Here is a 25,375-nt window from a genome sequence, read left to right as displayed (position 1 = left end):
TGATGATGAGGGGGTTAACGCGCGTCGGTGGGGAAATGCGGCAGGACATAGGTCGCGAGTTCGTCGGCCACGTCGGCAAACGGGCGGCGCGACGGCTTGGGGTTGAGCGCGACGTGCGCCACGCCCTCGTCCCGCTGCCGCTTCCAGAGGTCGATCAGCGCGTTGCGACCGCTGCGGATACCGCCGCTGGCATAGGCTAACGGTGCATCCGGGTCCGCGAGCAGGTCGAACATCGCGCCATAGCCATAAGGCTTATATGGGCCGCCCGCGGTTGCCGTTCGCCACCGCGCGAGAACATCGGGCAGGCGCCGCGCGTCGCTGAGATGCCAGATCCAGCCATCGGTGTTCGCGCCGAGCCAGTCCAGCGTCTGCCCCGCGCGACCGATCGCGAGGATCGGCAATCGCGGTCCGACCGGTTTGGGGACCATGTCGATGCTGCCGTCGAGCGTGCCGTAATACGCAGACGCATGCCGGGCGAACGACCGTTCGGTCGCGGCGCGGATGACGTCGATCGCATCGCGGTAGCGTTCGGGACGATCGTCGAGGTTGCTGTCGAACGCGGCGAACTCCGACGGCCGGTCGCCGGTCGACAGCCCGAGCAGAAAGCGCCCGCCGAGCAACTGGTCGACGCTTGCCGCCTGCTTGGCGACGATCAGCGGATCGCGCAGCGGCAGGACGATACCCGCCGTGCCGATCGCGATCCGCGTCGTCTGCGCCGCGAGCCAGCCGGCATAGACCATCGGATCGAGGACTTGCCCGACATCGCCGAAGCTCGGATCGTAGAACGGCACGTCGCGCAGCCAGATCGCCGCGAAGTCGAGCGCATCGACCTTTCGCGCCAGTGACGCGTGATCGGCAAGCGTCGGCCACGGCGCGGTCGGATAGGCTTCGAGCGGGGCGATGAAGCCCAGCGTCAGCCGGCCGGGCTGGAACACGCGCGCATAGGCGGCGTGTCCGGCCAGATCCGGTGCCAGTGCGTCCGGCGTGTCCATCAGCTGACGCTCCGGGCCTTCAGCCGATGCACCAGCGGCGTCACCAGCACCGCGAGGATCGCGATCGCGGCGGCGACATAGCCGACCGCGCCGAGCCCGAGATGCTGGATCACCGAGCCGCCAATGATCGCGCCGAGGCCGATCCCGGCATTGGCCATCGAGACGTTGAGCGTGCCCGCCAGCGCCTGCGCATGGCTCGCCGACTGCATCACGCGCACCTGGCAGATCGGGTAGAGCGCGGTGTTGGCGATGCCCCAGACGGCGAGCGCGATCGCCAGCCAGACGGTCGAGCCTGCGACCAACGTCGTCGCGGCCATACCGGTCGCCAGCACCAACGCGGTGATCGCCGTGACCAGCAGCGGCCCGCGGCCGACGAACTGCCCGCCCAGCCAATTGCCGGCGAGACCGACGATCCCGAAGCCCATCAGCCACCAGCCGACCTGCCCTGCCGGAATATGCGCGATCTGCTCGAGCGTGTCGGCGAGATAGGTATAGGCGGTGAACATCGCGGTGAAGACGATGACCGACAGCACGACGTTACCGAGGAAATACGGGTCCTTGAGGATGCGTGCCTGTTCGGCCAGCCTGACGCGCGCGGGACGTGCCAGCGTCGGCATCACGACGAGCAACAGTACCGCCATCAGCAGCGACAGTCCCGACAGTCCCCAGAACGTCCCGCGCCAGCCGAACGCGGTCGAGGCGAGCGTCCCGAGCGGAATGCCGAGCACCATCGCGCCGGAAATCCCGAGATAGACGTTGGCAACCGCCTTGCCGGCCTTTTCGGGACCTGCGAGTTCGCCTGCGGTTTCGCTGGCGGTGCCCCAGAACACCGGTAGTGCCAGCGCAGGCAGGAACCGCGCGAGGCCGAGGACCCAGATATCGGGGGCCGCGGCGGCCAGAGCGTTCGCACCGGCGAAGATCACGAGGATCACGACGAACAGACGCTTGCGCTCGAAGTGCGAAAGCATCGCGGTCAGGAACGGCCCTGCAAGCATGACCGTGAAGGCGAACAGCGTGACGAGCTGCCCCGCGACGGTGATCGAAATGCCGAGATCGCGCGCGAGGCTCGGCAACAGTCCGACGATGATGAACTCGGTGGTGACGATCACGAACGCGGAGATCGCCAGTAGCAGCACGGCGAGGCCATGCCCCGCCGACTTGGTGCCCGGCGGGGCGGCGTGGATAGAATGGCTGGGGGACGACATTGGCAAAGGACTCCTGAATGTCGCCCTCTCTACGCGCGACGAAAACGCACGTCGTGCGGCATTAATTCGTGCATAGAGCGACAATTATTCCATAATGGACGCATCCCCATGATCCCGTCGGAACGTCTCAAGGGTATCGAAGCCTTTGTCTGCACCGCCGATGCGGGCAGCTTCACCGCCGCCGGGGCGCGGCTCAACCTGACCAATTCGGCGGTCAGCAAGAGTGTCGCGCGGCTCGAGGCGCGGCTGGGCAGTCGGCTGTTCGAACGGACCACCCGCCGCCTGACGCTGACCGACGTCGGTGCCGCTTTCTACGAAACATGCGTGCGGGTGCTCGGCGAGCTCGCCGATGCCGAGGCGGTGCTTGCAGCGCATCGGTCGGAGATCGTCGGGCGGCTGAAGGTCGACGTGCCGATCGCGTTCGGGCGGATGCAGGCGATGCCGCTGCTGCTCGCCTTTGCCGAACGCCACCCGAATTTGCGCCCGAGCATCACCTTCACCGACCGCAAGATCGACATCGTCGAGGAGGGCGTCGACGTCGCGATCCGGATCGGCGCGGGCGAACCATGGCCGGACAATCTCGGTCACCGCTACCTCGGCAGCGAGCGCGTCGTCATCTGCGCCGCCCCCGCTTATCTGGAGCGGCGGGGCATGCCTGCGAATGCCGATGCGCTCGCGGCGTTCGACTCCATCCTCTTCGGCCGCGGCGATGGCAGCACGGCCAACTGGCGGTTCGCCCGCGACGCCGGGCGCATCGAGGAATACCCGATGGAAGCCCGCATCGTCCTCGGCAGCGCCGAAGCGCAGGTCGGCGCGGTGAAAGCCGGGTTCGGGATCGCCCAGCTCGCGACATGGTTGATCAAGGACGAACTCGATCGCGGCGAGCTTGTCGAGATCCTCCCGGAACTGGCGACGGTGGGCCTGCCGCTGCATCTGGTCTGGCGCCGAAGCCGCCAGCTTACGCCCAAGGTCGACGCGCTGCTCGAAGCGCTGACCGAGGGGTTGCGGATCGAGTGACCGGCGGTGCCGGTCAGCGTGCCGGGGTGACGGGCGGCTGGGCGGCCGGGGCGGCGAACGTCCTGGACAGTCCGTGATAGAGTTTCTCGCGACAGACCCACTGGCTGGCGGCGTCGGCGATGAACGCGGTCGCGAACATCGGCAGCATCAGCCCCCGGCTCGCGGTCGTCTCGGACAGGATGATGACCGCGGTCAGCGGTGCGCGGACGACGCCTGCGAAATACGCGACCATGCCGAGGATGACGATCGCGCTCGCCGGCTCGCCGGGGAACACCTGCCGCAGCAGATTGCCGACGCCTGCACCGACCGCGAGCGACGGCGCGAAGATCCCGCCCGGCAGCCCTGCGATCGCGGTCGCGGCGGTCGCCACGAACTTGGCCGGTCCGAACCACAAGGGCGCATCGACCCCGACGATCATCGCGCGCGCCGCGGAATAGCCGGTGCCCCAGGTCAACCCGGTCGCCACGCCCAAAACCGCCACCACCACGCCGCAGCCGCCCGCGAATGCGACGGGGTTGGCGCGGGTCCACTGCGTCACCCAGTTGCGGGCGAGCGCCATCGCCAGCAGCGTGCGCGAGAACAGGCCGCCCGCCATCCCGCCGACGATCCCCGCAACCGGCGCGACCAGCAGCGCCGACAGCAACGGCATATGCGCGCCGATCGCACCGAAATAGATATAGTCGCCCTGGACGGACTGCGCGACCATCCCGGCGATCACGATCGCGGCGAGCACCAGCAGCGTCACGCGCTGTTCATAGGCCGACGCCAGTTCCTCGATCGCGAACATCAGTCCGGCCAGCGGCGTGTTGAAGGCAGCGGCGACGCCTGCCGCACCGCCGGCGATCAGCACGCCGCCACGCAGCGGCACGCGCAGGATGCGGTGCGTCGCCCCCATCACCGCGGCGGCAAGCTGGACGGTCGGTCCCTCGCGCCCGACCGACGCGCCACCGAGCACCGCGCCGATCGTCAGCACCGCCTTGGCCGCGACCGTGCGCACCGAGATCAGCGTCCGCGTCGCGGCGTTGGGATCGGCCTGCGCGGCGATGACCTGTGGGATACCCGATCCGCGCGCGAACGGTGCGTATCGACGCGTGAGCCAGACCAGCGCCATGAACGTCAACGGAGTCGTCAACAACGGCAACCAGTGCCAGCGGCGGGCATAGCCGGCGAACATCGCCGCCGCCCGGTCAGCCGCCTCGGCGAACAGCGTCGCAACGATGCCGACGAGGATCGCGCCGACGAGGATGGCCGCGCGCGTCCGGAACTGGACCGAGCGGGGACCACGCGCTCGAAGCAGCGCGCGATAGCGGGACGGGGTCCAGCGCTTTGCCGGCATCAGACGATCGAGAAACGCAGCCATGACGTCGACCTAGATCAGGACGCGGGCGGCGTCACCCCGATGCGGACCTCTGCCCGAGACGCGGACGATGCGGGAGCGCAAGCGGATGCCGTGGTAAGGCAGACGCGGACACGCTTGCGCGCGACCATGACGCTCATGCGGCGCTGCACCGCTCATCGCGCCAGCCGACGATCGGGCGCGACGTCTTTACGTGGACAGCGGTAGCGTCGCCAACCGCCGTAACCGAGCGCTCGCATCCGCAACCCCAGCGGCGAACGCGCACTCGTGCCGGGTCGCGTGCGGCCCTTCGGCGCGATCCCTAACGCACTACAACCCGACATTATTCTTAGCTGAAGTTTAACGATCTTGGGGCATCATCCAGCCGTTGAGGGAGCTATTGTTCGTGCCGACCACAGATGCGAGTTTTGACGTCGTTTCGCTGAACGATCTCGAGTCCATGTCCGACGAAGATCGCGATGCGCTGCCGTTCGGGGTGGTCGGCTTCGGGGCGGACACGATCGTGCAGACCTATAACGCGACCGAGGCGCGGATGTCGGGACTGGATCCCTCGACGGTCATGGGTGTGCCGTTCTTCGACGCCGTCGCGCAGTGCATGAACAACTTCCTGGTTGCGCAGCGGTTCGAGGACGAGCCGGACATCGATGACATCGTCCCCTATGTGCTTACCTTGCGGATGCGCCCGACGAAAGTTCGCCTGCGGCTTCTCGCGGACGCGGGGATGCCACGCCGCTACATCCTGATCGAACGATGAGGTTGCATCGATGACCGGCAAGTCGAGCGAGGAACAGCTCCTAGAATTCCTGTATGCGTGCCCCGTCGGGTTGATCGAATGCGACCTGACCGGCGACATCGCCTTGATGAACCCGCATGCAATGCAGCATCTGCTACCGCTCGCCGGGCCGCGCGATGCCGGCAATCTGTTCACCGCGTTCGAGCAGCACGCCCCTGAACTGCGAAGCATCGTCGCGGGCTATGCCGCCGCTACCGGCAAGATCTGCGACGGGCATCGGATCTTCGTCGATCTGGGTCAGGGCCGGCGCGCGCAGGCGCCAAAGGTGCTCGCCTGCACGATCGTCAAGTTGGGCGCGGATCGCCTGATGGTGACGCTGAGCGATATCAGCCAGCAGGTCGTACAGGAGGAGCGGCTGCGGCAGGCGGATACCTGGTTCGCGACACTGCTGGACGGGGTCAACGAATATGCCGCGCTCGCGATCACGCCGGATGGCCGGATCGCGTCCGCCAATGCCTGCTTCACCAAGCAGACCGGTCATGACTGCACCGCGGTGACCGGTCATAATCTGGCGGACGTTCTCGACAGCGACACATCCGGTGGCGATCTGCGTCTCGACGAGCAGCTCGAAATCGCCGCGCGCGATGGCTGGCATCTGCAAGAGGGGTGGCAGCAACGCGCCGATGGCGAACGCTATTGGTGCCAGCGCCTCGTGGTCGCGCGATCCGAGGGCGATGGTCCGCGCCCGACCGGCTTTTCGGTGATCCTGCGCGACGTCCCGCGGCGCGAGGCGGCCGCCGAGGACATGCGCCGCCTGCTGACCTGCGATCACCTGACCGGCGCGTCGAACCGCCGCCACTTCAGCCAGATCATGGAGCGCGAGCAGGCGCACTGGCGCGAGCTGCGGCAGTCATTGTCGCTGATCGTCCTCGATCTCGATCATTTCAAGGCGGTCAACGACACGCATGGCCATCCGGTCGGCGACGTCCTGCTTCGTCGGGTCGCCGAGGTCTGCACGCTGCTTCTGCCGCCCCGCGGCATCTTCGCGCGACTGGGGGGCGAAGAATTCGGCGTCCTGCTGCCCCGCTTCGATCACGAGCAGGCGATCGGGTTGGCCGACGACATGCGCAAGGCCATCGCCGCGCTGGAATTGGACACGCCGCGCGGGCCGCTGAAGGTCACGGCAAGCCTGGGCTGTGCGACGCTCGACGAGGCCGGCGGATCGATCGATGCGGTCATCGCGCTCGCCGACAAGCGCCTGTACGCGGCCAAGCGCGAAGGACGCAATCGGGTCTATCGGTCCACCGCCTGCGCCGCGTGACGGTGACCGCCCTACCCCGCGCCGCCCTCTCCCGCGCCGTCCTCTCCCGCGCCGCCGCCCACCGGATCGCATGCGCCGTCGTTGCCGCAGAACTGCGTCGCTGGCGCGCAACCGGCGCCGCGCCGGTTCAGCCGGACGACTGGCTCGAAGCCCTGCCGATCGGCGACGACGGACTGGGGCTGGACTCGATGGAGCAATTGGGCGCGCTGGGCGCGTTGGCGGAGACGTTCTGCCTCGACGACGCGCTGCTGGGCCGGGAACCGCCGCGCATCGTCGGCGAGTGGATCGATTGGATCATGCTCGGACAGGATGCGACCAATGGTCGGATGACCGTCCGGACATCGGGGTCGACCGGTAGTCCCAAGTCTTGCGCCCATGCGACCGTCGACCTGCTCGACGAGGCCGCGTTCCTCGCGACGCAGCTTGCCGGACGCCGCCGCGTGGTGGCGCTGGTCCCCGCGCATCATCTCTACGGAATCATCTGGACCGCGCTGCTGCCGGCTGTGCTGAATGTCCCCGTCGTCGTTCGGACGATCGGCACGCCGCTCGATCTGATCGCGGGAGACCTCGTCGTCGCCGTACCGGACCAGTGGCGCGCGATGGTGCGCCTGACCCGCTGCTTTCCCGCGGACGTCGTCGGCGTAAGCTCGGCGGGGCCGCTCGACGACCGGCTGGCGGCCGACCTGCTTGCGGTCGGGCTGACGCGACTGATCGATATCTACGGCTCCTCGGAGACCAGCGGTATCGCGCTGCGCGATCTGCCGGCCACCGCGTATGCGTTGCTGCCACGGTGGCAGCTGATCCCCTCCGGCACCGCAGAAAGTAACGGCACCGGCGCATGGCAGCTGCGTGACGCACATGGCGGGCATCACGACCTGCCCGATCATATCGAGCGGATCGGTGACCGCAGCCTGCGTCCGATCGGCCGGCGCGACGGCGCGGTGCAGGTCGGCGGCCACAATGTCTGGCCCGGACGCATCGCCGACATACTGCGGGCGATCGACGGGGTCGCCGACGCGGCGGTGCGACTGCACGTCGACGGTCGGCTGAAGGCGTTCATCGTGCCGGACGATGATGATTGCGACGCCGACGAACTCCGCGGGCGGATCGACCGGGCGGCGGCCGATCAACTGACGGGACCCGAACGGCCAAAGTGTATCCGGTTTGGAAATATGCTGCCGCACGATGCGATGGGGAAGCTTTGCGACTGGGGGTGAACTTCGCGAAGATCCGGCACCGCTGGGCCGCGTGACGGCGCGCTTGACGTCCACGTTGCGCGTCGCGACTGTCGGGACCGATGGCTTCCACTCCTCCCCCGCTGGCCTGACGATCTGATGCAGGCGGCGCTGGCATTGCACGACAACCAGCTTCACATCGCCGAACCGCTGCTGAAGGCGTATCTCAAGCGCGATCCGTTCGATGCGCGTGCAATCCGGATGCTGGCCGAACTGGCAGGGCGGATCGGCCGCTATGGCGATGCGGAGGCGTTGCTGCGGCGCGCGGTCGAGCTGGCGCCGGGCTTTACCGCGGCGCGCGCGAACCTCGCGCTCGTCCTGTACCGCCAGAACCGCGCACCCGAGGCGCTGACCTTGCTCGATGCGGTGATCGCGGACGAGCCGGACAATCCGGGGCATGCGAATTTGAAGGCCGCCGCACTTGGCCGGCTGGGTGGGTTCGAGGATGCGATCGCGCTGTATGAAAAGGTGCTGCGCGATGCGCCCGGCCAGCCGCGCGTGTGGCTGAGCTATGGGCATATGCTCAAGACGGTCGGGCGTCGCGACGACGGCATCGCCGCGTATCGCCGCGCGCTGTCGCTGTTACCGACGCTTGGTGATGCGTGGTGGAGCCTTGCCAACCTCAAGACGGTAAAGTTCGACGACGACGATATCGCGACGATGGAAGCCGCCCTCGCGCGCGACGATCTGGACGACGAGGACCGCTTCCACCTCGATTTCGCGCTCGGCAAGGCGTTCGAGGACCGCCGCGATCCGGTGCAGTCGTTTGCGCATTACGCGGCGGGCAACGCGCTCCGCCGGACGCGGATCGTCTACGACGCGGACGAAACGACGGCGTTCGTCGATCGCAGCATCGCGCTGTTGACGCCCGAATTTCTTGCGGCTCGGCCCGATCATGGGTCGACCACGCCAGACCCGATCTTCGTGCTCGGGATGCCGCGCGCGGGCTCGACGCTGATCGAACAGATCCTGGCCAGCCACAGCCTAGTCGAGGGGACGACCGAACTGCCCGACATGCCCGCGTTGGCCCGCCGGATCGTGCACTATCCGCAGGGACTGGAGGCGCTATCCGCCGACGCGTTGCGCGACATCGGCGAAGACTATCTGCGTCGTGCCGCGATCCAGCGACGCACCGATCGGCCGTTCTTCATCGACAAGCTGCCCAACAACTGGGCGCATGTCGCGCTGATCCACCTCGCGCTGCCCAATGCGCGGATCATCGACGCACGTCGCGATCCGCTCGACTGCTGCTTCTCGAACTTCAAACAGCATTACGCTAGAGGGCAGACGTTCAGCTATTCGCTCGACGATCTCGGCCGCTATTACACCGACTATGTCCGGCTGATGACGCATGTCGACGCGGTGCTGCCTGGCCGTGTCCACCGCGTCGATCACGAGGCTTTGCTCGACGATACCGAGGCCGAAGTCCGCGCGTTGCTCGCCGCCTGCGGACTGGATTTCGAGCCTGCCTGCCTCGCCTTCCACGAGACCGAGCGCGCGGTCCGCACCGCCAGCTCCGAACAGGTGCGCCGGCCGATCAATCGCGACGGGGTCGATGCGTGGCGTCGCTATGACCAGTGGCTCGGGCCGCTGCGATCCGCCCTTGGACTCGCCGCGACGACATGACCCGTGGCGAAAACGTCACGGGTGCGTCACAAAATGTTTCTCTCCACGAAAGCTTTGTTTGACGTTTGTTGCGCCGCAACACAGGTTGCGGACACAAATCGTCGTGGGGGCAACGAGCATGCACATAATCGATCGTCGCGTAGTGATCGCGTCGCTCTTGGCGTCATCGGCCATCGTCACGCCAACCTTCGCGCAAACTGCGACCACTGCCGCGCCGACCACCGCCCCGCAGACCACCGCCCCGCCGACCATCGCTGCGCCGACCCCGGACGCGACGGCACCGCAGGCCGGCGAGTATGAAGGCGATATTGTCGTCACCGCGCAGAAGCGCGACCAGAATATCCAGGCGGTCCCGATCAGCATTCAGGCGATCGGCACCAAGCGGCTCGACGATCTGAACATCTCGAACTTCAACCAATACACGCAGCTGTTGCCGTCGGTGTCGTTCCAGACGACGCAGCCGGGCTCGACGGTCGTCTATATGCGCGGCGTCGCATCGGGCGGCGATGGCAACCATTCGGGGCCGCTGCCCTCGGTCGGAACGTATCTCGACGAGCAGCCGGTGACGACGATCGGCGGCACGCTCGACGTCCACATCTACGACATCGCGCGGATCGAGAGCCTGGCCGGGCCGCAGGGCACGCTGTACGGCGCGTCGTCCGAAGCGGGCACGATCCGGATCATCACCAACAAGCCCGACACCAGCGACTTTTACGGCCGTGTCGATGGCGAGGTGAACAGCGTCAAGTCGGGCGGGATCGGCAGCAAGATCGAGGGCATGCTCAACATGCCGCTGTCCGAGAGCGCGGCACTGCGCGTGGTCGGCTTCTATCAGCGCGATGCCGGCTTCATCGACAACGTCGCCGGGTGTCGCAGCTATCTGCCCGAGCCGACCGCGACCTCGTGCACGTCGGCGAATGGCGGCATCGTCGTCGACAATGCGGCGTTCGTGAAGAAGAACTATAACGACACCGAGACCTATGGCGGCCGCGCCGCGCTGAAGGTCGATCTCGACAGCAACTGGACCGTGACGCCCACCGTGCTGTACCAGGAACAGCGCAACCACGGCACCTATGGCTATGACCCGAAAGTCGGCGATTTGCAGGTCCAGCATTTCTTCCCCGAGTTCCGCCGCGACCGCTTCATCCAGGGCGCGCTGACGATCGAGGGCAAGGTCGGCAATTGGGACGTCACCTATGCCGGCGCGTATCTCGACCGGAAGACCTACACGTCGAGCGACTATACCGATTATGCCGAAGCGTATGACTCGGCCTATTCCTCGGTCGGGGGGCTCGCCGGCTATTTCTATTACCAGGACAATGCCGGCCGGACGATCGACCCGCGGCAGAAGATTATCGGCACCGATCACTTCAAGAAGACCAGCCAGGAACTGCGTGTCGCATCGCCCGTCGAGGACCGGTTCCGGATCGTCGCCGGCGCCTTCTACCAGCGCCAGACCAACGCGATCTTCCAGGATTACCAGATCGCCAATCTCGGCACCGCAGTATCGGTCAACGGCTCGCCGGGCACCTTGTGGCTGACCAAGCAGAAGCGCGTCGACAAGGATTACGCGATGTTCGGCGAGGCGAGCTTCGACATCCTGCCGAACCTGACTGCCACCGCGGGTGGCCGCGCGTACATCTACGACAATTCGCTGATCGGCTTCTACGGGTTCGGGCGCAATCCCGCGGTCGATCCGGACGATGGCCGGCCCTACACCGCCACGCCGTTCAATGCCGCGGGCAGCAGCCAGACCGGCGTCGCGGGCTGTTATCTGGCGAACGGCCAGACCTTGCGGGAAGCCTATCTGAGCGGCGGCGACACCTCGACGTTGTTGCCCGCAGCCGTGTCGGGCTCGCCGTGTACCAATCTGGCGACCTACACGACCACCGGCCTGATCCCGAAGAAGACGCAGGGGCAAGGCGCGACCTACCGCTTCAACCTGACGTTCAAGCCCACCGACACGGTCATGGCCTATGCCACCTTCTCGCGCGGTTTCCGACCGGGCGGGATCAACCGCCGCGGCGACGTCGCGCCGTATGATGCGGATTTCCTGACCAATTACGAGCTCGGCCTGAAGACCACCTTGTTCGACCGGCTGCGGTTCAATGCGTCGATCTATCAGCAGGCGTGGGACAAGTTCCAGTTCTCGTTCCTCGGGCTGAACAGCTTCACGATCATCCAGAACGGGCCGAATGCGCGGATCAGGGGTGCGGAGGCGGATGCGAACTTCTCGACGGGCGGCCTGTCGCTGACCGCGGCGGCGGCGTACACCGATGCCAAGACGCGCAGCGATCTGTGCGCGACGCAGATCTGTAGCGGCGACGGTACCGATGTGCTCGCACCATCGGGCACGCGCCTGCCGATCACGCCGCGGTTCAAGGCGAGCGGCACGGCGCGCTACAGCATGCCGATCGGCACGGCGAAGGCGTATATCCAGGGGCTGGTCGCACATCAGAGCTCGGCGTCGGCGGATATCCGACTGGCGCAGGCGGCGACGCTGGGACGGCTCAAGGCCTATACGACGGGCAATGCCTCGGTCGGCGCGGAGGTTTCGAACTTCACGTTCGAGGTGTTCGTCCAGAACCTGTGGGACGAACGCGCGCAATTGTCGCGGTATCAGCAATGCGGGACGTGTTCGCAGCGGACCTATATCGTCACCAGCACGCCGCGGACGATCGGGCTGCGCGCTGGGGCAAAGTTCTAAGAATGGCTCGTTGCGATCCTCCCCCGCCAGGCGGAGGTGGCAGGCGGCAGCCTGACGGAGGGGGCGGCATGCGATACCCTCTGCTCCGTGTCCTCCCCTCCGTCTGGCAAGTGCCAGCCACCTCCCCCTTGCGGGGGAGGATACAAAAGAAAGATGATGATGACGTCAAAGCTCAAGCTTCTCCTGGTCTGCACCGCCGCGATGACTGCCCTGCCCGCTGCGGCGCAGGCGCAGACCGCCGCGACCAACGGGCTCGAGATCGCCAAGAAGATGATCGCGTTTCGTAGCGTCCGTGGTCCCGGCAACCAGACGCCGCAGCTTGCCGCCTATCTGAAGTCGGTGCTGGTCGCGGGTGGCTTTGCCGCGAGCGACGTGACGGTCACGCCGGTCGACGACACCGCCTATCTGGTCGCGACGTGGAAAGGCAGCGATGCGGCGTTGAAGCCGATCGTGATCTCCGGGCATATCGACGTGGTCGAGGCCAAGCCCGCCGACTGGGAGCGTGATCCGTTCACCCCGGTGGTCGAGAACGGCTATCTCTACGGCCGCGGCGCGACCGACATGAAGCTCGACGCGGCGCTTGCGATCGCCACGCTGCTCGACATGAAGAAGACGGGGTACAAGCCCAAGCGCGGCATCGTCCTCGCGCTGTCGGGTGACGAGGAAACCGTCATGAAGACGTCGTCGCTGCTCGCCGACCAGCTCAAGACCGCCGAGATAGCGCTCAATATCGATGGCGGTGGCGGGCTGTACGGCGAAGACGGCAAGGCCGAGTATTTCACGATCGGCGCGGCTGAGAAGACCTATGCCGACTTCCAGCTCGAGACGACCAGCGCGGGCGGCCACTCGTCCGCACCGCGGAAAGTGAACGCCATCAACCAGCTTGCCGCCGCGCTGGTCAGGATCGGCGACTATCGCTTCACGCCGCAGCTGTCGCCGATCACCAAGGGCTATTTCAAGGGTGTCGCCCCGCGCCAGACGCCCGAGATCGGCGCGGCGATGCGCGCGTTCGCCGCTAATCCCAAGGACCAGAAGGCGATCGAGTCGCTTGCCGCCAATCCGGGGTATGTCGGCCAGATCGGCACGACCTGCGTCACATCGATGATCAACGGCGGTCATGCGCTCAACGCGCTGCCGCAGCGCGCGACCGCCAACATCAACTGCCGGATCTTTCCCGGCGTGAAACCCGCGACGGTGATGGCCGAGCTCGCCAGGGTCGCGGCTGATCCCGGCGTCAAGTTCAGCGACGTTACCGAAGGATCGAACCCGACCGACGCCTCGCCGCTGCGCGCCGACCTGACCGGTGCGGTGAAGAAGGCGATGGGCGCGATCCGTCCCGGCGTGCCGATCTTTCCGAGCATGTCGGCGGGCGCGAGCGATTCGATGTGGTATCGCTCGGTCGGCGTGCCGAGCTACGGCGTGAGCCCGACCTTTATCAAGCAATCCGACGACTTCAGCCACGGCCTGAACGAGCGCACGCCGATCGACAATATCCCGCTGGCGATCACCTATTACCGCTCGCTGCTGACCGATCTGACGAAGTAACGCGGAGACAGGGCGCGCGGTCCTCTCGCGACGTCACATATTGGTAGGGGAGCCGGGCAATAAATGCCGCCGCCCGGCTTTCTACATTGACGCAGTGCAGCATCACTTCTAGCTGCCCGCGCTCACCCTACGCTAAGCCCTTCGGCGCAGCTTGCCCAGCGCCGGAGGCGCCGCGTTACCATGACCATGACTTTTTCCGATCTCTCCCTCGCGCCGTTTTTGCTGCAGGCGCTAGCGGAGGAAGGCTATGTGAGCCCTACCCCGATCCAGGCGCAATCGATCCCGATGCTGCTGCAGGGCCGCGACATGCTCGGCATGGCGCAGACCGGGACCGGCAAGACCGCGGCGTTCGCGCTGCCGCTGCTCCACCGCCTTGCCGCCGATCCGCGGCCGGCGCCCAAGGGCGGTGCACGTATCCTCGTCCTCGCGCCGACGCGCGAGCTGGTGTCGCAGATCGCCGCCGGCTTCGAGAGCTTCGGTCGGCATCTGAAGCCGAGCGTGATGACGATCTTCGGCGGCGTCAGCCAGTTCCACCAGGTCAAGGCGCTGGAAACGGGCGTCGACATCATCGTCGCCGCGCCGGGACGCCTGCTCGACCTGGTCGATCAGGGCGTTTGCGACCTGTCGCAGCTCGAAGCGCTGGTGCTGGATGAAGCGGACCAGATGCTCGACATGGGTTTTGCCAAGCCGATCGAGCGGCTCGTCGCGACGCTGCCGACGGACCGGCACACCTTGCTGTTCTCGGCGACGATGCCGAAGTCGATCGCCGCGCTGGCCGAGAGCCTGTTGCGCGATCCCGCCAAGGTCGAGATCGCACCGCCATCGACCACCGTCGACCGGATCGACCAGTCGGTGATGTTCCTCGACGCCGCCGACAAGAAGGCCGCGTTGCTCGCGTTGCTCAAGACGCCCGACATGGGCCAGGCAGTGGTGTTCACACTGCAGAAGAACATCGCCAACGACGTGTGCGCGTTCATCGGCGAGGCGGGGATCACCGCAGAGGCGCTGCATGGCAACAAGTCGCAGGGCCAGCGCGAGCGTGCACTCGACGCGTTCCGGGCGGGCACCGTGCAGGTGCTGGTCGCGACCGATATCGCCGCGCGCGGCATCGACGTCGATACCGTGACCCACGTCTTCAACCACGATCTGCCGAGCCTGCCCGAGAGCTATGTCCACCGGATCGGCCGCACCGGTCGCGCCGGCCGCAGCGGCTTTGCGATCACGCTGTGCGATGCCGAGCAGCGCGCGTGGCTGCACGATGTCGAGCGCGAGATCGGTCGCACGCTGACCGTGCAGGACGACCATGAATGGCATTGCGAAGTGGCGCGCCATTCGACCAAGCGCGCGCCCGTGCTGGGCGGCGGTCCGGTCAAGCAGGTCAAGCCGGCCAAGGCACCGCGCGAGCGGAAGGTCTGGACCGAGGAAGAGAAGATCGCCGCGCGCATGGCCGCCAAGGCCGCTTGATGCGATCCTGACCGGCGTGACGGGGCGAAGGAACCGCCCCGTCACGCCGGTCAGGATCACCAGTCGGAATTGGGGCCGATAAAGCTCAACCGGCGAGGCGGGCGGCCAGGAAATCGACGAACACGCGGACGCGCGCGGGCATGTTCCCACCGCCGACGAATACCGCGTGGATCAGCTCGACATCGCCGGGATTGAAATCGTCCAACACGGCGATCAGCCGACCAGCGGCGATATCGTCGACGACGCTGAACGCACCGACCCGCGCGATGCCGACGCCCGCCGCGGCAAGCTGGCCGAGCGTTTCGCCGTTGTTCGCTTCGATATTGCCCTTCACCGACAGGGTGACGTCGCGTCCTTCGACGTGGAACGGCCAGACTGGCTCGACCCGACGGAAGTTGAAGTTGAGGCAATTATGCCGGTGGAGATCTTCGGGACGCATCGGCATGCCGCATCGCGCCAGATAGTCGGGTGCGGCGACGATCACCCGCCTGCTCTCGCCGAGCTTGCGCGCGGTCAACAGGCTGTCACCGAGCGGCCCGAACCGGATCGCCACGTCCGCCTGCCCCGCGGCCACGTCGGCGATCGTATCGGTCAACGCGAAGTCCACCAGGATATGCGGGTAGAGGCGCGCGAATTCGCCGAGTAGCGGCACGATGCACAACCGCCCGTGCGACAGCGCAGCGCTGATCCGCAGCCGTCCACGCGGCGCGCCCTGATCGGCGATCTGTTGCTCGGCATCGTCGAGATCGGCTAGGATCCGCCGGGCCATCTGAAGATAGGCCTGCCCTTCCGCGGTTGCCGTCAACGCGCGGGTGGAGCGGAGCAGCAGCCGTACCCCGAGCCGCGCCTCGATCCGATCGAGCGACCGGGCGACCGCCGATGGCGTCAGCCCCAACACCCGGCCCGCACCCGAGAAACTGCCTTCGCGCATCACCGTCGCGAACAGTTCGAGCGCGCGCGCGCGATCAGCCCCCAGACCCATCTTTGCATTCATCTCACAAATCCTTCGCGCGCACGGCCGCTAATCGCGCTGCCTCGATCCACCCATCTATGCATCAGGTTAATAGCGGGGATATGGATATGGACTATCGGCAATTGGGATCCTCGGGACTACGCGTCCCGGCCCTCAGCTTCGGAACGGCTACTTTCGGCGGATCCGGGCCGTTGTTCGGCGCCTGGGGACACAGCGACGAGACCGAAGCACGCCGCATGGTCGACATCTGCCTCGACGCCGGCGTCACGCTGTTCGACACCGCCGACGTCTATTCGAACGGCGCGTCGGAAACGGTACTCGGTGCCGCGATCAAGGGTCGGCGCGATCAGGTGCTCGTGTCGACCAAGACCGGACTGCCGATGGGCGATGGGCCCGGCGACTGGGGCACGTCCCGCGCGCGCCTGATCCGTGCGGTCGAGGCGTCGCTGCGACGTCTCGGCACGGATCATGTCGATATCCTCCAGGTTCACGCCTATGATGCGTCCACCCCGGCCGAGGAGCTGATGGGGACGCTCGACACGCTGATCGCGGCCGGCAAGGTGCACTACGCGGGGGTCTCCAACTATCCGGGCTGGCAGGTGATGAAGGCGCAGGCGATTGCCGACCGGTACGGCTGGCCGCGTCTCGTCGCGCATCAGGTCTATTACTCGCTGATCGGGCGCGCCTATGAAGCGGATCTGATGCCGCTCGGGGCCGACCAGGGTCTCGGCGCGCTGGTGTGGAGTCCGCTCGGCTGGGGCCGACTGACGGGCAGGATCGGGCGGGATCGGCCGATCCCCGCAGGCAGCCGCCTCCACGATACCGAGCAATTCGCGCCGCCGGTCGAGACCGACCATCTGTACCGGGTCGTCGATGCGCTCGAGGCGGTTGCAGCGGACACCGGCAAGACCGTGCCGCAGGTCGCGATCAACTGGCTGTTGCGGCGCCCGACCGTGGCGTCTGTCATCATCGGCGCGCGCAACGAAGAGCAGTTGCGTGACAATCTCGGGGCGGTCGGTTGGGCGTTGTCGGCGGATCAGGTCGCCACGCTCGATGCCGCCAGCGATGTCCTGCCCCCTACCCCCACACGCCGTATCGGCAGCAGGAGGGCTTTGCCCGCCTGAACCCCGCGCTGGTTTGAGGAGCGCCATCATGAAACTCAATCCCGGCCTGCTGGCCCTGTCTGTCGGCGCCTTCGGCATCGGCGTGACCGAATTCGCACCGATGGGCCTGCTCCCCGTCATCGCCACCGATCTCGGCGTGTCGATCCCGACCGCCGGACTGTTGATCAGTGCCTATGCACTGGGCGTGGTGATCGGCGCGCCGCTCATGACGCTGACCACCGGACGCGTGCCGCGGCGGACGTTGCTGATCGCGCTCGCCGGGATCATTACCATCGGCAACCTGCTTGCGGCGGTATCGACCGGATACGGCATGCTGATGGCGGCACGAGTCCTGACGTCGTTCAACCACGGCGCGTTTTTCGGCGTCGGCGCGATCGTCGCGGCCAGCCTCGTCCCGGCCGAGCGACGCGCGGGCGCGGTCGCGGCGATGTTCATGGGGCTGACCATCGCCAACGTGGTCGGCGTGCCGCTTGCGACCTGGGCCGGCGATCATCTCGGATGGCGTTCGGCGTTCTGGGGGATCTCGGCGCTCGGCATCGCGACGATGGTGGCGCTCCGCCTGACGCTGCCGGCGCTGCCCGCGCCCGTGGGCAGCGATCCGATCGCGGAACTCCGCGTGCTGACGCGGGGACCGGTGCTCGGGGCGCTGGGCCTTACCGTCATCGGTGCGAGCGCGATGTTCACGGTCTTCACCTACATCACCCCGATCCTGCGCGAGGTGACTCACGCCTCGCTCGGCTATGTCACCGCGATGCTGGTGACGTACGGCGTCGGCCTGACGATCGGCAACTGGCTCGGCGGACGCTTCGCCGATCGCTCGGTCGACCGGACGCTGATCGTGACGCTCGCTGCGCTGGCCGCGATCCTCGTCGGGTTCGCGATGCTGATGCCGTTCAAGGGACCTACCGCGGTCCTGATATTCCTGTGGGGCATCGCAAGCTTCGCGCTGGTCCCGCCGCTCCAGGTTCGGGTGATGCACGCCGCGGCGGACGCGCCCAACCTCGCGTCGGCGATGAACATCGGTGCGTTCAACCTAGGCAACGCGATCGGCGCAGCGGTGGGCGGCGGCGTGATCGCGGCGGGCATCGGCTATCCCGCCGTGGCGCTGGCGGGAGCCGCCGCCTCCGGGCTTGGCTTGGTCGCGGTGATCGTCGCACGGCACCGCGCGTCGAAACGCGATCGCCGACCACCAGACGTGGCGAGCGAGGCGGCGGCCCGGTCGGCCAATGCCTGAGGGTCGTGGCTGGTTTCGCGCACTGTGCTGGGGCGCGGCGGCCCCGACGATCACCGCGCCAGCCAGTCCCTAATCCCCGAGACGCTGCGAAAATCATCGATGGCGCGGACGTCGAGCGCCGGATCGACCGCACGCACCATATTGGCGAGCGCGGTGCCCGGCCCGAGCTCGAGTATACTGCGCGACGTGGGTCCGCTCGCCACCGATGACGAACAGGAGGTCGGGATTGACGATCGCGATGGCGCAGCCGAACCGGGCGACAAGCGCATCGACGCGCTCGCGTGGCAGACCCCGGATAAAGCCTAGCCCGTCGTCGGTACCGCTTGCGGCATCCATCGCTTCGGCGCGCGCTGCGGTCAGATGCAGCGTGCGTTCGGGTGACCAAATCCCCGCAATGCCCCATGCGGTCATTTCGCCGACGCTGTATCCTGCGACGACAAACGGCATCGTCGGCGCGAGACAGGCCGCCGCAACGAGTCCGCGGGTAACGCAGAGGATCTGGCTCGTCCGGTTGGCGAACAGCGTCGCCTCGTCTTCAGTGCGCAGGACCGTGAAGACGTCTCGCCCCAGCACGTCGCTCGCCTCGGCGAGGATCGGTGCGGCGCGAGGATCGTCGGCGAACAGATCGAGCATCGCGCGATCCTGCCGGCCCTGCCCTGAGCACAAGAGCGCAAGCGTCATAGCGCGGTGGTGTCGACGATCAGCGCCATGAGCGCGTGGACGCGACAGGCTTCTTCGTCCGCGCTCCGATGTCGCGCTTCGGCAAGCGCGGGCACGGCGATCCGGTAGAGCGAGGGAAAGCCGCCCGCCGCCTCGAACGCAGCCGCCTGCTCCGCATCCACGAGGCGAGCGAAGCGGCGGTCGAGGCGGGCGACGTCGATGCGTATGATGCGCTCAACCGCGAGTTCCACGAGGCGATCTACCGTGCCGCGCACAACGACTTCCTTGCCGATCAGGCGATCGCGGTCCGCACGCGTCTGAACGCGTTCCGCCGCATGCAACTCCGCCAGGACCGCCGGCTTGCCAAATCACGCGCGGAACATGATGCGGTGATGCGCGCGATCGCCGAGGGCGACGGCGACGAAGCCGCGCGCCGGATGCGCGCGCACATGCTCAACGCGGCGAGTGCGCTCGACAGCTACATCGCGCATCAGGACGCGTTGCATATTCAACCGGCCAAAACCTGAGGTGAGCAATTCCTCGGCGTGCTGGCCCCCGTCGCCGCCCGCGCCCGGCGCCTGGGGATTAGTGCTGGAAAGGCCGTAAAATTCGCACGTTCGTGCCGTACGTTAGCCGGGGTCCAACTATCGCACGGCAGCCTGCCCTAGAGGCTGTTCAGCGGCGCGTGCGTCATCCTGGGCAATACATGACGCGCGAACAGGTCGGCTTCCGCGGCGTGGGGATAGCCCGACAGGATGAACGCCTCGATCCCCATCTCCTGGTACATAGCGAGCTTGGCGAGTACCTGGTCGGGATCGCCGACGATCGCGGCACCGCAGCCCGAGCGTGCGCGCCCGATGCCGGTCCATAGATTGTCCTCGGCATAGCCATCGGCCGAAGCGCCTTCACGTAATGCCGCCTGCGCCGCGACGCCGGCAGACCCGGAATCCAGCGACTTGGCGCGGATCGCCGCGCCCTGCTCGGCATCGAGCTTCGAGAGCAGGCGATCGGCGTACACCCGCGCCTCGTCCTCGGTCTCGCGGACGATGACGTGCGCGCGGTAGCCGAAGCGCAGCGTGCGGCCGTGGCGAGCGGCGCGTGCGGTCATGTCGGCGATGATGTCGGCGACCTTCTCGCGCGTGTCGGGCCACATCAGATAGACGTCGCATTCTTTCGCCGCGGCCTCGCGCGCGTCCGGCGACAATCCACCGAAATACAGCAACGGCGCCTTGCCCGACACGGTGCCGATCCGCGGCGGGTCGAGCTTCAGTTTCCAGAAGTCGCCGTCGTGATCGAGCGGCTCGCCGTTCAGCAGCGTCTTGAGGATGCGCATCAGTTCGACCGTGCGGGCATAGCGCGGGCCCGACGCCAGCGTCTCGCCGGGCAGGTCGGACGAAATGATGTTGATGTTGAGCCGCCCGCCGAGCATCCGGTCGATCGTCGCGATCTGGCGCGCGAGTTGTGGCGGCCAGCTTTCGCCGACGCGCACCGCCATCAACAGCGCCAGCCGCCGGAGCATCGGCGCGATCGCCGCGGCGAACGCGGTGGTGTCTAGGCCGAGCGCATAGCCCGAGGGGAGTAGGATGTTGTCGTAGCCACCGGTCTCCGCCTGGAGGACGATGTCGCGGCAATGCTCCCACGTCGATTGCAGTCGGGGATCGGGCACGCCGAGAAACTCGTAGTCGTCGTCGCACAGCGCCGAGAACCAGCTGACTTCGCAGGATTTGGTCACGGCAGCGGCTCGCCCCGTGCCGCGATCAGCACATCGTACCAGTCCTGCCGGGTCCAGGTGATCGCGAACGCCTGCGCGAGTTCGGCGATCCGCGCCGGGTTCTGCGTGCCGACGATCGGGATCGCGCGCACCGGATGCGCCATGATCCAGCTATACGCGGTCGCCGCCCGGCTCGCGCCCGTCTCGGCCGCCTTGCGATCGAGCGCCGCCGCCACCCCTGCGCTGCGCGCGTCGGCGGGGACACCGAGCCGGCCACCGCCGAGCGGCGACCAGGCGAGCACCGCCATGTCGCGCTCCATCGCCTGATCGAACAGCCCGTTTTCGAGCGGTTCGAGGTGGAGTGGCGAGAACTCCGGCTGATGGCTGACGAGCGGAATGGTCAGGAACGACGCCAGTGCCTGCGCCTGCAAGGGCGTGTAGTTCGACACGCCGACCGCGCGCACCTTGCCCGCCGTGACCATATCCTCGAGCGCGCGCGCCGCTTCCTGCGGGTGCGTGAGGATGTCGGGGCGATGGATCTGGTAGAGGTCGACTTGGTCGACACCGAGCCGGGTCAGCGAGGCATCCAGCGCCTTCGCCAGATAGGCCGGACTCGAATCATACGGCAGCGGCGGGAGGATACCGCCCTTGGTGGACAGGACCATCCGGTCGCGCAGACCGGGCGAGTCTGCGAAGATGCGGCCGAGCAGCACTTCCGCATCGCCGAACCCGCCGACGCCGTTGAAACCATAGATGTCGGCGGTGTCGAACAGCGTGACGCCCGCCTCGAACGCCGCCTCGATCAGCGTGCGTCCTTCGGCGACGCCGACTCCGGCGAACCGCCACATGCCCCAGGCTATCGGGCTGACAAGGATTCCGCTCTTGCCGAGGGGAATGGCTTTGGGTGTAGGATCAAGCTGCGACATCGCTGTCACGAATAGGGGTAATAGGCTTGGTCGAGCAAGTACGTTATGGTTTGGTCGGAACCGGCATGATGGGGGTCGAGCATCTCCAGAACCTGGCGGTCACCCCCGGCGCGGTGGTGACCGCGATCGCCGATCCGGTGAGCATTTCGCTCGGCTGGGCGCGCGATGCGCTGGGTACGCGCGGCGACGGCGTGCAGGAATTTGCCGATGCGGCGGCGCTCGCGCGCAGCGGCCTGGTCGATGCGGTGATCGTCGCGAGCCCTAACTACACGCACCGCGACGTGCTGGAGCCGCTGTTCGATGCGAACGTGGCGATCCTCTGCGAAAAGCCGTTGGCGACGACGCTGGAGGACGCGCGCTGGGTCGTCGATCGTGCCGCGCAGATGACGCAGCCGTTCTGGACCGCGATGGAATATCGCTACATGCCGCCCGCCGCGGCGTTCATCGACCAAGTGCATGGCGGCCGGATCGGGCGCTTGCGGATGCTGTCGATCCGCGAACATCGCTTTCCGTTCCTGCCCAAGGTCGGCGACTGGAACCGCTTCAGCCGCAACACCGGCGGGACGATGGTCGAGAAATGCTGCCATTTCTTCGATTTGATGCGGCTGATCGTCCAGTCGGAACCGGTCCGGGTCTATTGCTCGGGCGCGATGGACGTGAACCATGTCGACGAGCGCTATGACGGCGAACGGCCCGACATCATCGACAACAGCTATACGACGGTGGATTTCGCCAACGGCGTGCGCGCGATGCTCGACCTGTCGATGTTCGCGGACGGCGCCGAGAACCAGGAGGAGATCACCGCGGTCGGCGATGCCGCCCGGCTTGACGTGTTGATCCCCGAGGGCGCGCTGGCGTTCAGCCCGCGCACCGGGTTCCTCAATCCGAAACGGGTCGAGCGTCAGGTGATCGCGGTCGACCAAACCGCACTCGACGCCGGCAGCCATCACGGCTCGACCTTCTATCAGCACCAGAAGTTCATCGCCGCGGTGCGCGGCGAAATCGGCGTCGAGGTTACCGCGCGCGATGGGCTCATGGCGGTCGCGATCGGCACCGCAGCGGAGGTCAGCGCGCGCACCAAGCGCGTGGTAGAGATGGCCGAACTCGGGTTTTGAATGAAGCGGTACTTTGCACCCTCCAAGGCGAATTGGTGTATGACAGCGCAGGACACTGTATAACCTACTCGTGAAGTAGGAATTGTGGAGGGGACGCGCATGAAAACGCATTGGTTGCTGACGGGGGTGGCCTTGGCCGCGGGGCTGAGCGCACCGGCTTGGTCGCAGGATGCGCAAGCGATACAGTCCGCGCCGGACGCATCGAACGACCAGGCCGCCGCCAGCCCGCCCGATGCGTCCGTGCCGGGCGAGATCGTTGTGACCGCACAGAAGCGGTCGGAGCGTCTGCAGGATGTGCCGGTCGCGGTGTCGGTAATCTCGGGCGCGCAGATCGCCGCGCAGGGTGCGGTGAACCTCGAAGGCGCGCAGTACCTCGTGCCGACGCTCAACTTCCGCAAATCGGGCACGACGATCAACCAGTCGCTGTTCCTCCGGGGCGTCGGCACCTCGACCTTCTCGGTCGCGGGCGAGCCATCGATCTCCACGGTCGTCGACGGCGTCGTCTACAGCCGCGCGGGCGAAGCGTTCAGCGACCTGATCGACATCGACCGGATCGAAGTCCTACGCGGTCCGCAGGGCACGCTGTTCGGCAAGAACACGAGCGCCGGCGTCATCAACATCGTCACCCAGCGTCCCGGCAACGTGCTCGCCGGGTCGGTCGAGGGCGCGTTCTTCACCGGCAACGGCAACGAATATCGGACGCGCGCCGCACTCGACATTCCGGTAAGCGAGACGATCAAGAGCCGCTTCACCGGTTTCTACGGCAATTACGCGGGCAACATCCGCAACGTCGCGCACGATAACCGGCGCGTGAACGGGTACGAGCATTACGGCTTTCGTGGCATGGTCGTCGCCGATGCGACGCCCGACCTGACCTTCACGCTGATCGGCGACTATCGGCGGAGCAACGACGATTGCTGCGCCGAGGTCATCGGCACCACGCCGACCACAGGCCTAACCGCCAGCGTCCTGCCCGATCGCAACGGCAACAAGTCGCGCACCGTCAACCAGGACCTGATCACGCATACCGACGAGAAGAGCTGGGGCGTTTCGCTGCAAGCCGACGCGACGCTCGGCACGCAGACGGTGACGTACATCGGTTCCTATCGCGAATACGACAATACCGAGATCCGCGACGGCGACTGGCTGCCGACCGCGTATGTCGGCGCCAACCAGCTTCACGATTTCGGGCCGCAGACGAGCAACACCTTTACGCAGGAAGTCCGGATCGCGTCGCCGTCGAACCAGTTCTTCAGCTACGTGGTCGGCGCATTCTACTCGCGCGCGGAAACCGAACGGACGTTCCGCCGCGACGACGTCGTCTGCACCGCCACGCCGACGCCGACCGTACTGACCCCCTGCTCGACCGCGGGCACGACAGTGACCCGGCCGACCGGCACCGCGGTGTTCGGCTCGACCTTCAAGAACCTCGCCTTTTTCGGGCAGGGCGTCTTCAACCTCACCGACCGGTTCCGCGCGATCGCCGGCGTCCGTTATACCAGCGACCAGCTCGACGTCTTCCACAGCCGCGTCACCACGCTGGCGGGGCCGGGCATCAATCCGAGCTTCGGGCCGTTCGCGGGCAAGACGACCAACACCAACTGGTCGGGCAAGGGCGGGTTGCAGTTCGACGTCACGCCGCACTCGACCAGCTACGCGACCTATTCGCGCGGCTATAAGGGGCCGGCGTTCAACATCTTCTACAATCTCGGCGCGACCGGCACCAACGTGATCGATCCGGAGACCGCCGACAGCTATGAGGTCGGCCTGAAGAACACGCTGTTCGGCGGCAAGCTGGTGGTCAACCTCGCCGCCTATTACGCCAAATATCACAATTTCCAGGCCAACAACCCCGACGTGGTCGCCGGCGTGCTCGTCACCCGCTTCACCAACGCGGGCGACATCTCGACCCGCGGCGGCGAGCTCGACCTGCTCTACCGCCCGGTCCGCGATCTCAACATCTCGGGCGGGCTCGCCTATACCGACGCGCATGTCGACCAGTTCAAGATCCCGACCAACGGCTCGACCACCGGCGTCGTGCCCGCGGGCACGCAACTCGGCTATGCGCCGCGGTGGAAGGGGTCTCTCGGCGGCGACTACCGGATCCGCACGGGCAGCAGCATCGATTTCACGCTGGGTGCGCAAGGCTCCTACCAGTCCAGCCAGATCTCGCAGTTCGACGCGAGCGCCGCGATCCGCGACGCAACGACGATCAAGGCGTACGGCTTGCTCGATCTGTCGGCCGGCATCGTCGACGCGAAGGATGCATTCAGGATCATACTCCAGGTGAAGAACGTGCTCGACACCAGCTTCGCCTCGTCGATCGTCAGTGGCGGGCCCGGTGGCGCCTATCGCTACATCATCCCGCGCGAGGCGGATCGCTACGCCGGCATCACCGCAAGGCTGAACTTTTGACGGAAACGGTACAGA

At 66.8% G+C, this 25,375-nt stretch carries 19 protein-coding genes and 1 pseudogene; 13 read left to right on the top strand and 7 right to left on the bottom strand.

Annotated features, from left to right (window positions below):
* Positions 1–14 precede the first annotated feature (14 nt).
* Together QP164_RS04725 and QP164_RS04720 are read right to left on the bottom strand one after the other, a co-directional pair.
* Positions 15–992 carry a TIGR03571 family LLM class oxidoreductase gene (locus tag QP164_RS04725; protein ID WP_333922338.1) on the bottom strand — a complete coding sequence of 326 codons (978 nt, stop codon included), beginning with the start codon at positions 990–992 and terminating at the stop codon, positions 15–17.
* Entirely contained in the window at positions 992–2,197 is a 1,206-nt protein-coding gene (locus QP164_RS04720) for an MFS transporter (RefSeq protein WP_333922337.1), read from the bottom strand. The genes QP164_RS04725 and QP164_RS04720 overlap by 1 nt, the downstream gene beginning before the upstream one ends.
* 108 nt (positions 2,198–2,305) lie before the next feature.
* On the opposite strand from QP164_RS04720, the gene QP164_RS04715 reads away from it, so the two are divergent.
* Complete coding sequence (locus tag QP164_RS04715) at positions 2,306–3,214, top strand: LysR family transcriptional regulator (RefSeq protein WP_333922336.1); 909 nt, start codon at positions 2,306–2,308, stop codon at positions 3,212–3,214.
* A 13-nt stretch (positions 3,215–3,227) separates the two neighbouring features.
* Here QP164_RS04715 and QP164_RS04710 read toward each other — a convergent pair whose 3' ends face one another.
* Positions 3,228–4,574 carry a chloride channel protein gene (locus QP164_RS04710; RefSeq protein ID WP_333922335.1) on the bottom strand — a complete coding sequence of 449 codons (1,347 nt, stop codon included), beginning with the start codon at positions 4,572–4,574 and terminating at the stop codon, positions 3,228–3,230.
* A gap of 436 nt (positions 4,575–5,010) precedes the next feature.
* Between QP164_RS04710 and QP164_RS04705 the strand changes: the two genes are divergently transcribed.
* From QP164_RS04705 to QP164_RS04675, 7 genes are all read left to right on the top strand, one after another.
* The gene (locus tag QP164_RS04705) at positions 5,011–5,325 is read left to right on the top strand and encodes a phosphonate transporter (RefSeq protein WP_132896657.1); all 315 of its coding nucleotides are present in this window, start codon (positions 5,011–5,013) and stop codon (positions 5,323–5,325) included.
* A 10-nt stretch (positions 5,326–5,335) separates the two neighbouring features.
* Positions 5,336–6,625, top strand: a complete 1,290-nt coding sequence (locus QP164_RS04700) for a sensor domain-containing diguanylate cyclase (protein WP_333922334.1) — start codon at positions 5,336–5,338, stop codon at positions 6,623–6,625.
* A 2-nt stretch (positions 6,626–6,627) separates the two neighbouring features.
* Complete coding sequence (locus QP164_RS04695; protein ID WP_333922333.1) at positions 6,628–7,842, top strand: AMP-binding protein; 1,215 nt, start codon at positions 6,628–6,630, stop codon at positions 7,840–7,842.
* 117 nt (positions 7,843–7,959) lie between these two features.
* The gene (locus tag QP164_RS04690) at positions 7,960–9,486 is read left to right on the top strand and encodes a tetratricopeptide repeat-containing sulfotransferase family protein (protein ID WP_333922332.1); all 1,527 of its coding nucleotides are present in this window, start codon (positions 7,960–7,962) and stop codon (positions 9,484–9,486) included.
* Positions 9,487–9,604: 118 nt separating this feature from the next.
* Complete coding sequence (locus QP164_RS04685; protein ID WP_333922331.1) at positions 9,605–12,193, top strand: TonB-dependent receptor; 2,589 nt, start codon at positions 9,605–9,607, stop codon at positions 12,191–12,193.
* Between the two features lie 159 nt (positions 12,194–12,352).
* Positions 12,353–13,738, top strand: coding sequence for a M20/M25/M40 family metallo-hydrolase (locus tag QP164_RS04680; RefSeq protein WP_333922330.1), 1,386 nt, complete (start codon positions 12,353–12,355; stop codon positions 13,736–13,738).
* A gap of 180 nt (positions 13,739–13,918) precedes the next feature.
* Complete coding sequence (locus QP164_RS04675; protein ID WP_333922329.1) at positions 13,919–15,202, top strand: DEAD/DEAH box helicase; 1,284 nt, start codon at positions 13,919–13,921, stop codon at positions 15,200–15,202.
* An 85-nt stretch (positions 15,203–15,287) separates the two neighbouring features.
* Here the strand turns inward: QP164_RS04675 and QP164_RS04670 are convergent, their stop codons facing one another.
* The gene (locus tag QP164_RS04670) at positions 15,288–16,196 is read right to left on the bottom strand and encodes a LysR family transcriptional regulator (protein WP_333922328.1); all 909 of its coding nucleotides are present in this window, start codon (positions 16,194–16,196) and stop codon (positions 15,288–15,290) included.
* 86 nt (positions 16,197–16,282) lie between these two features.
* Here QP164_RS04670 and QP164_RS04665 point away from each other — a divergent pair.
* Together QP164_RS04665 and QP164_RS04660 are read left to right on the top strand one after the other, a co-directional pair.
* Positions 16,283–17,316: pseudogene (locus tag QP164_RS04665) on the top strand (aldo/keto reductase).
* A gap of 11 nt (positions 17,317–17,327) precedes the next feature.
* Positions 17,328–18,533, top strand: coding sequence for an MFS transporter (locus QP164_RS04660; RefSeq protein ID WP_333922327.1), 1,206 nt, complete (start codon positions 17,328–17,330; stop codon positions 18,531–18,533).
* Positions 18,534–18,626: 93 nt separating this feature from the next.
* Here the strand turns inward: QP164_RS04660 and QP164_RS04655 are convergent, their stop codons facing one another.
* The gene (locus QP164_RS04655; RefSeq protein WP_333922326.1) at positions 18,627–19,166 is read right to left on the bottom strand and encodes a hypothetical protein; all 540 of its coding nucleotides are present in this window, start codon (positions 19,164–19,166) and stop codon (positions 18,627–18,629) included.
* A gap of 83 nt (positions 19,167–19,249) precedes the next feature.
* On the opposite strand from QP164_RS04655, the gene QP164_RS04650 reads away from it, so the two are divergent.
* Positions 19,250–19,720: a GntR family transcriptional regulator gene (locus QP164_RS04650; RefSeq protein WP_333922325.1), complete on the top strand. Its 471-nt coding sequence runs from the start codon at positions 19,250–19,252 to the stop codon at positions 19,718–19,720.
* 137 nt (positions 19,721–19,857) lie between these two features.
* Here QP164_RS04650 and QP164_RS04645 read toward each other — a convergent pair whose 3' ends face one another.
* On the bottom strand, positions 19,858–20,925 hold the full coding sequence (locus tag QP164_RS04645; protein WP_333922324.1) for an LLM class flavin-dependent oxidoreductase: 1,068 nt from the start codon (positions 20,923–20,925) through the stop codon (positions 19,858–19,860).
* On the bottom strand, positions 20,922–21,752 hold the full coding sequence (locus tag QP164_RS04640; RefSeq protein ID WP_333922323.1) for an aldo/keto reductase: 831 nt from the start codon (positions 21,750–21,752) through the stop codon (positions 20,922–20,924). Before QP164_RS04640 ends, QP164_RS04645 begins: the two co-directional genes overlap by 4 nt.
* Positions 21,753–21,856: 104 nt before the next feature.
* Between QP164_RS04640 and QP164_RS04635 the strand changes: the two genes are divergently transcribed.
* Together QP164_RS04635 and QP164_RS04630 are read left to right on the top strand one after the other, a co-directional pair.
* A complete protein-coding gene (locus tag QP164_RS04635; protein WP_333922322.1) occupies positions 21,857–22,945 on the top strand; it encodes a Gfo/Idh/MocA family protein in 1,089 nt (362 codons plus the stop codon).
* 99 nt (positions 22,946–23,044) lie between these two features.
* The gene (locus tag QP164_RS04630; protein ID WP_333922321.1) at positions 23,045–25,360 is read left to right on the top strand and encodes a TonB-dependent receptor; all 2,316 of its coding nucleotides are present in this window, start codon (positions 23,045–23,047) and stop codon (positions 25,358–25,360) included.
* Positions 25,361–25,375 lie beyond the last annotated feature (15 nt).

It is taken from the genome of Sphingomonas sp. LR59, from assembly GCF_036855945.1.
Classification (GTDB): domain Bacteria; phylum Pseudomonadota; class Alphaproteobacteria; order Sphingomonadales; family Sphingomonadaceae; genus Sphingomonas.
Note: the sequence above shows the minus strand (reverse complement) of the source record. Positions and strands in the feature narration are given on the sequence as shown.

Bases quoted from the DNA above. Each gene is read 5' to 3' on its own strand.
- QP164_RS04725 (WP_333922338.1), bottom strand. From the start codon at position 992: ATGGACACGCCGGACGCACTGGCACCGGATCTGGCCGGACACGCCGCC.
- QP164_RS04720 (WP_333922337.1), bottom strand. From the start codon at position 2,197: ATGTCGTCCCCCAGCCATTCTATCCACGCCGCCCCGCCGGGCACCAAG.
- QP164_RS04715 (WP_333922336.1), top strand. From the start codon at position 2,306: ATGATCCCGTCGGAACGTCTCAAGGGTATCGAAGCCTTTGTCTGCACC.
- QP164_RS04710 (WP_333922335.1), bottom strand. From the start codon at position 4,574: ATGGCTGCGTTTCTCGATCGTCTGATGCCGGCAAAGCGCTGGACCCCG.
- QP164_RS04705 (WP_132896657.1), top strand. From the start codon at position 5,011: ATGTCCGACGAAGATCGCGATGCGCTGCCGTTCGGGGTGGTCGGCTTC.
- QP164_RS04700 (WP_333922334.1), top strand. From the start codon at position 5,336: ATGACCGGCAAGTCGAGCGAGGAACAGCTCCTAGAATTCCTGTATGCG.
- QP164_RS04690 (WP_333922332.1), top strand. From the start codon at position 7,960: ATGCAGGCGGCGCTGGCATTGCACGACAACCAGCTTCACATCGCCGAA.
- QP164_RS04685 (WP_333922331.1), top strand. From the start codon at position 9,605: ATGCACATAATCGATCGTCGCGTAGTGATCGCGTCGCTCTTGGCGTCA.
- QP164_RS04680 (WP_333922330.1), top strand. From the start codon at position 12,353: ATGACGTCAAAGCTCAAGCTTCTCCTGGTCTGCACCGCCGCGATGACT.
- QP164_RS04675 (WP_333922329.1), top strand. From the start codon at position 13,919: ATGACCATGACTTTTTCCGATCTCTCCCTCGCGCCGTTTTTGCTGCAG.
- QP164_RS04670 (WP_333922328.1), bottom strand. From the start codon at position 16,196: ATGAATGCAAAGATGGGTCTGGGGGCTGATCGCGCGCGCGCGCTCGAA.
- QP164_RS04660 (WP_333922327.1), top strand. From the start codon at position 17,328: ATGAAACTCAATCCCGGCCTGCTGGCCCTGTCTGTCGGCGCCTTCGGC.
- QP164_RS04655 (WP_333922326.1), bottom strand. From the start codon at position 19,166: ATGCTCGATCTGTTCGCCGACGATCCTCGCGCCGCACCGATCCTCGCC.
- QP164_RS04640 (WP_333922323.1), bottom strand. From the start codon at position 21,752: ATGTGGCGGTTCGCCGGAGTCGGCGTCGCCGAAGGACGCACGCTGATC.
- QP164_RS04630 (WP_333922321.1), top strand. From the start codon at position 23,045: ATGAAAACGCATTGGTTGCTGACGGGGGTGGCCTTGGCCGCGGGGCTG.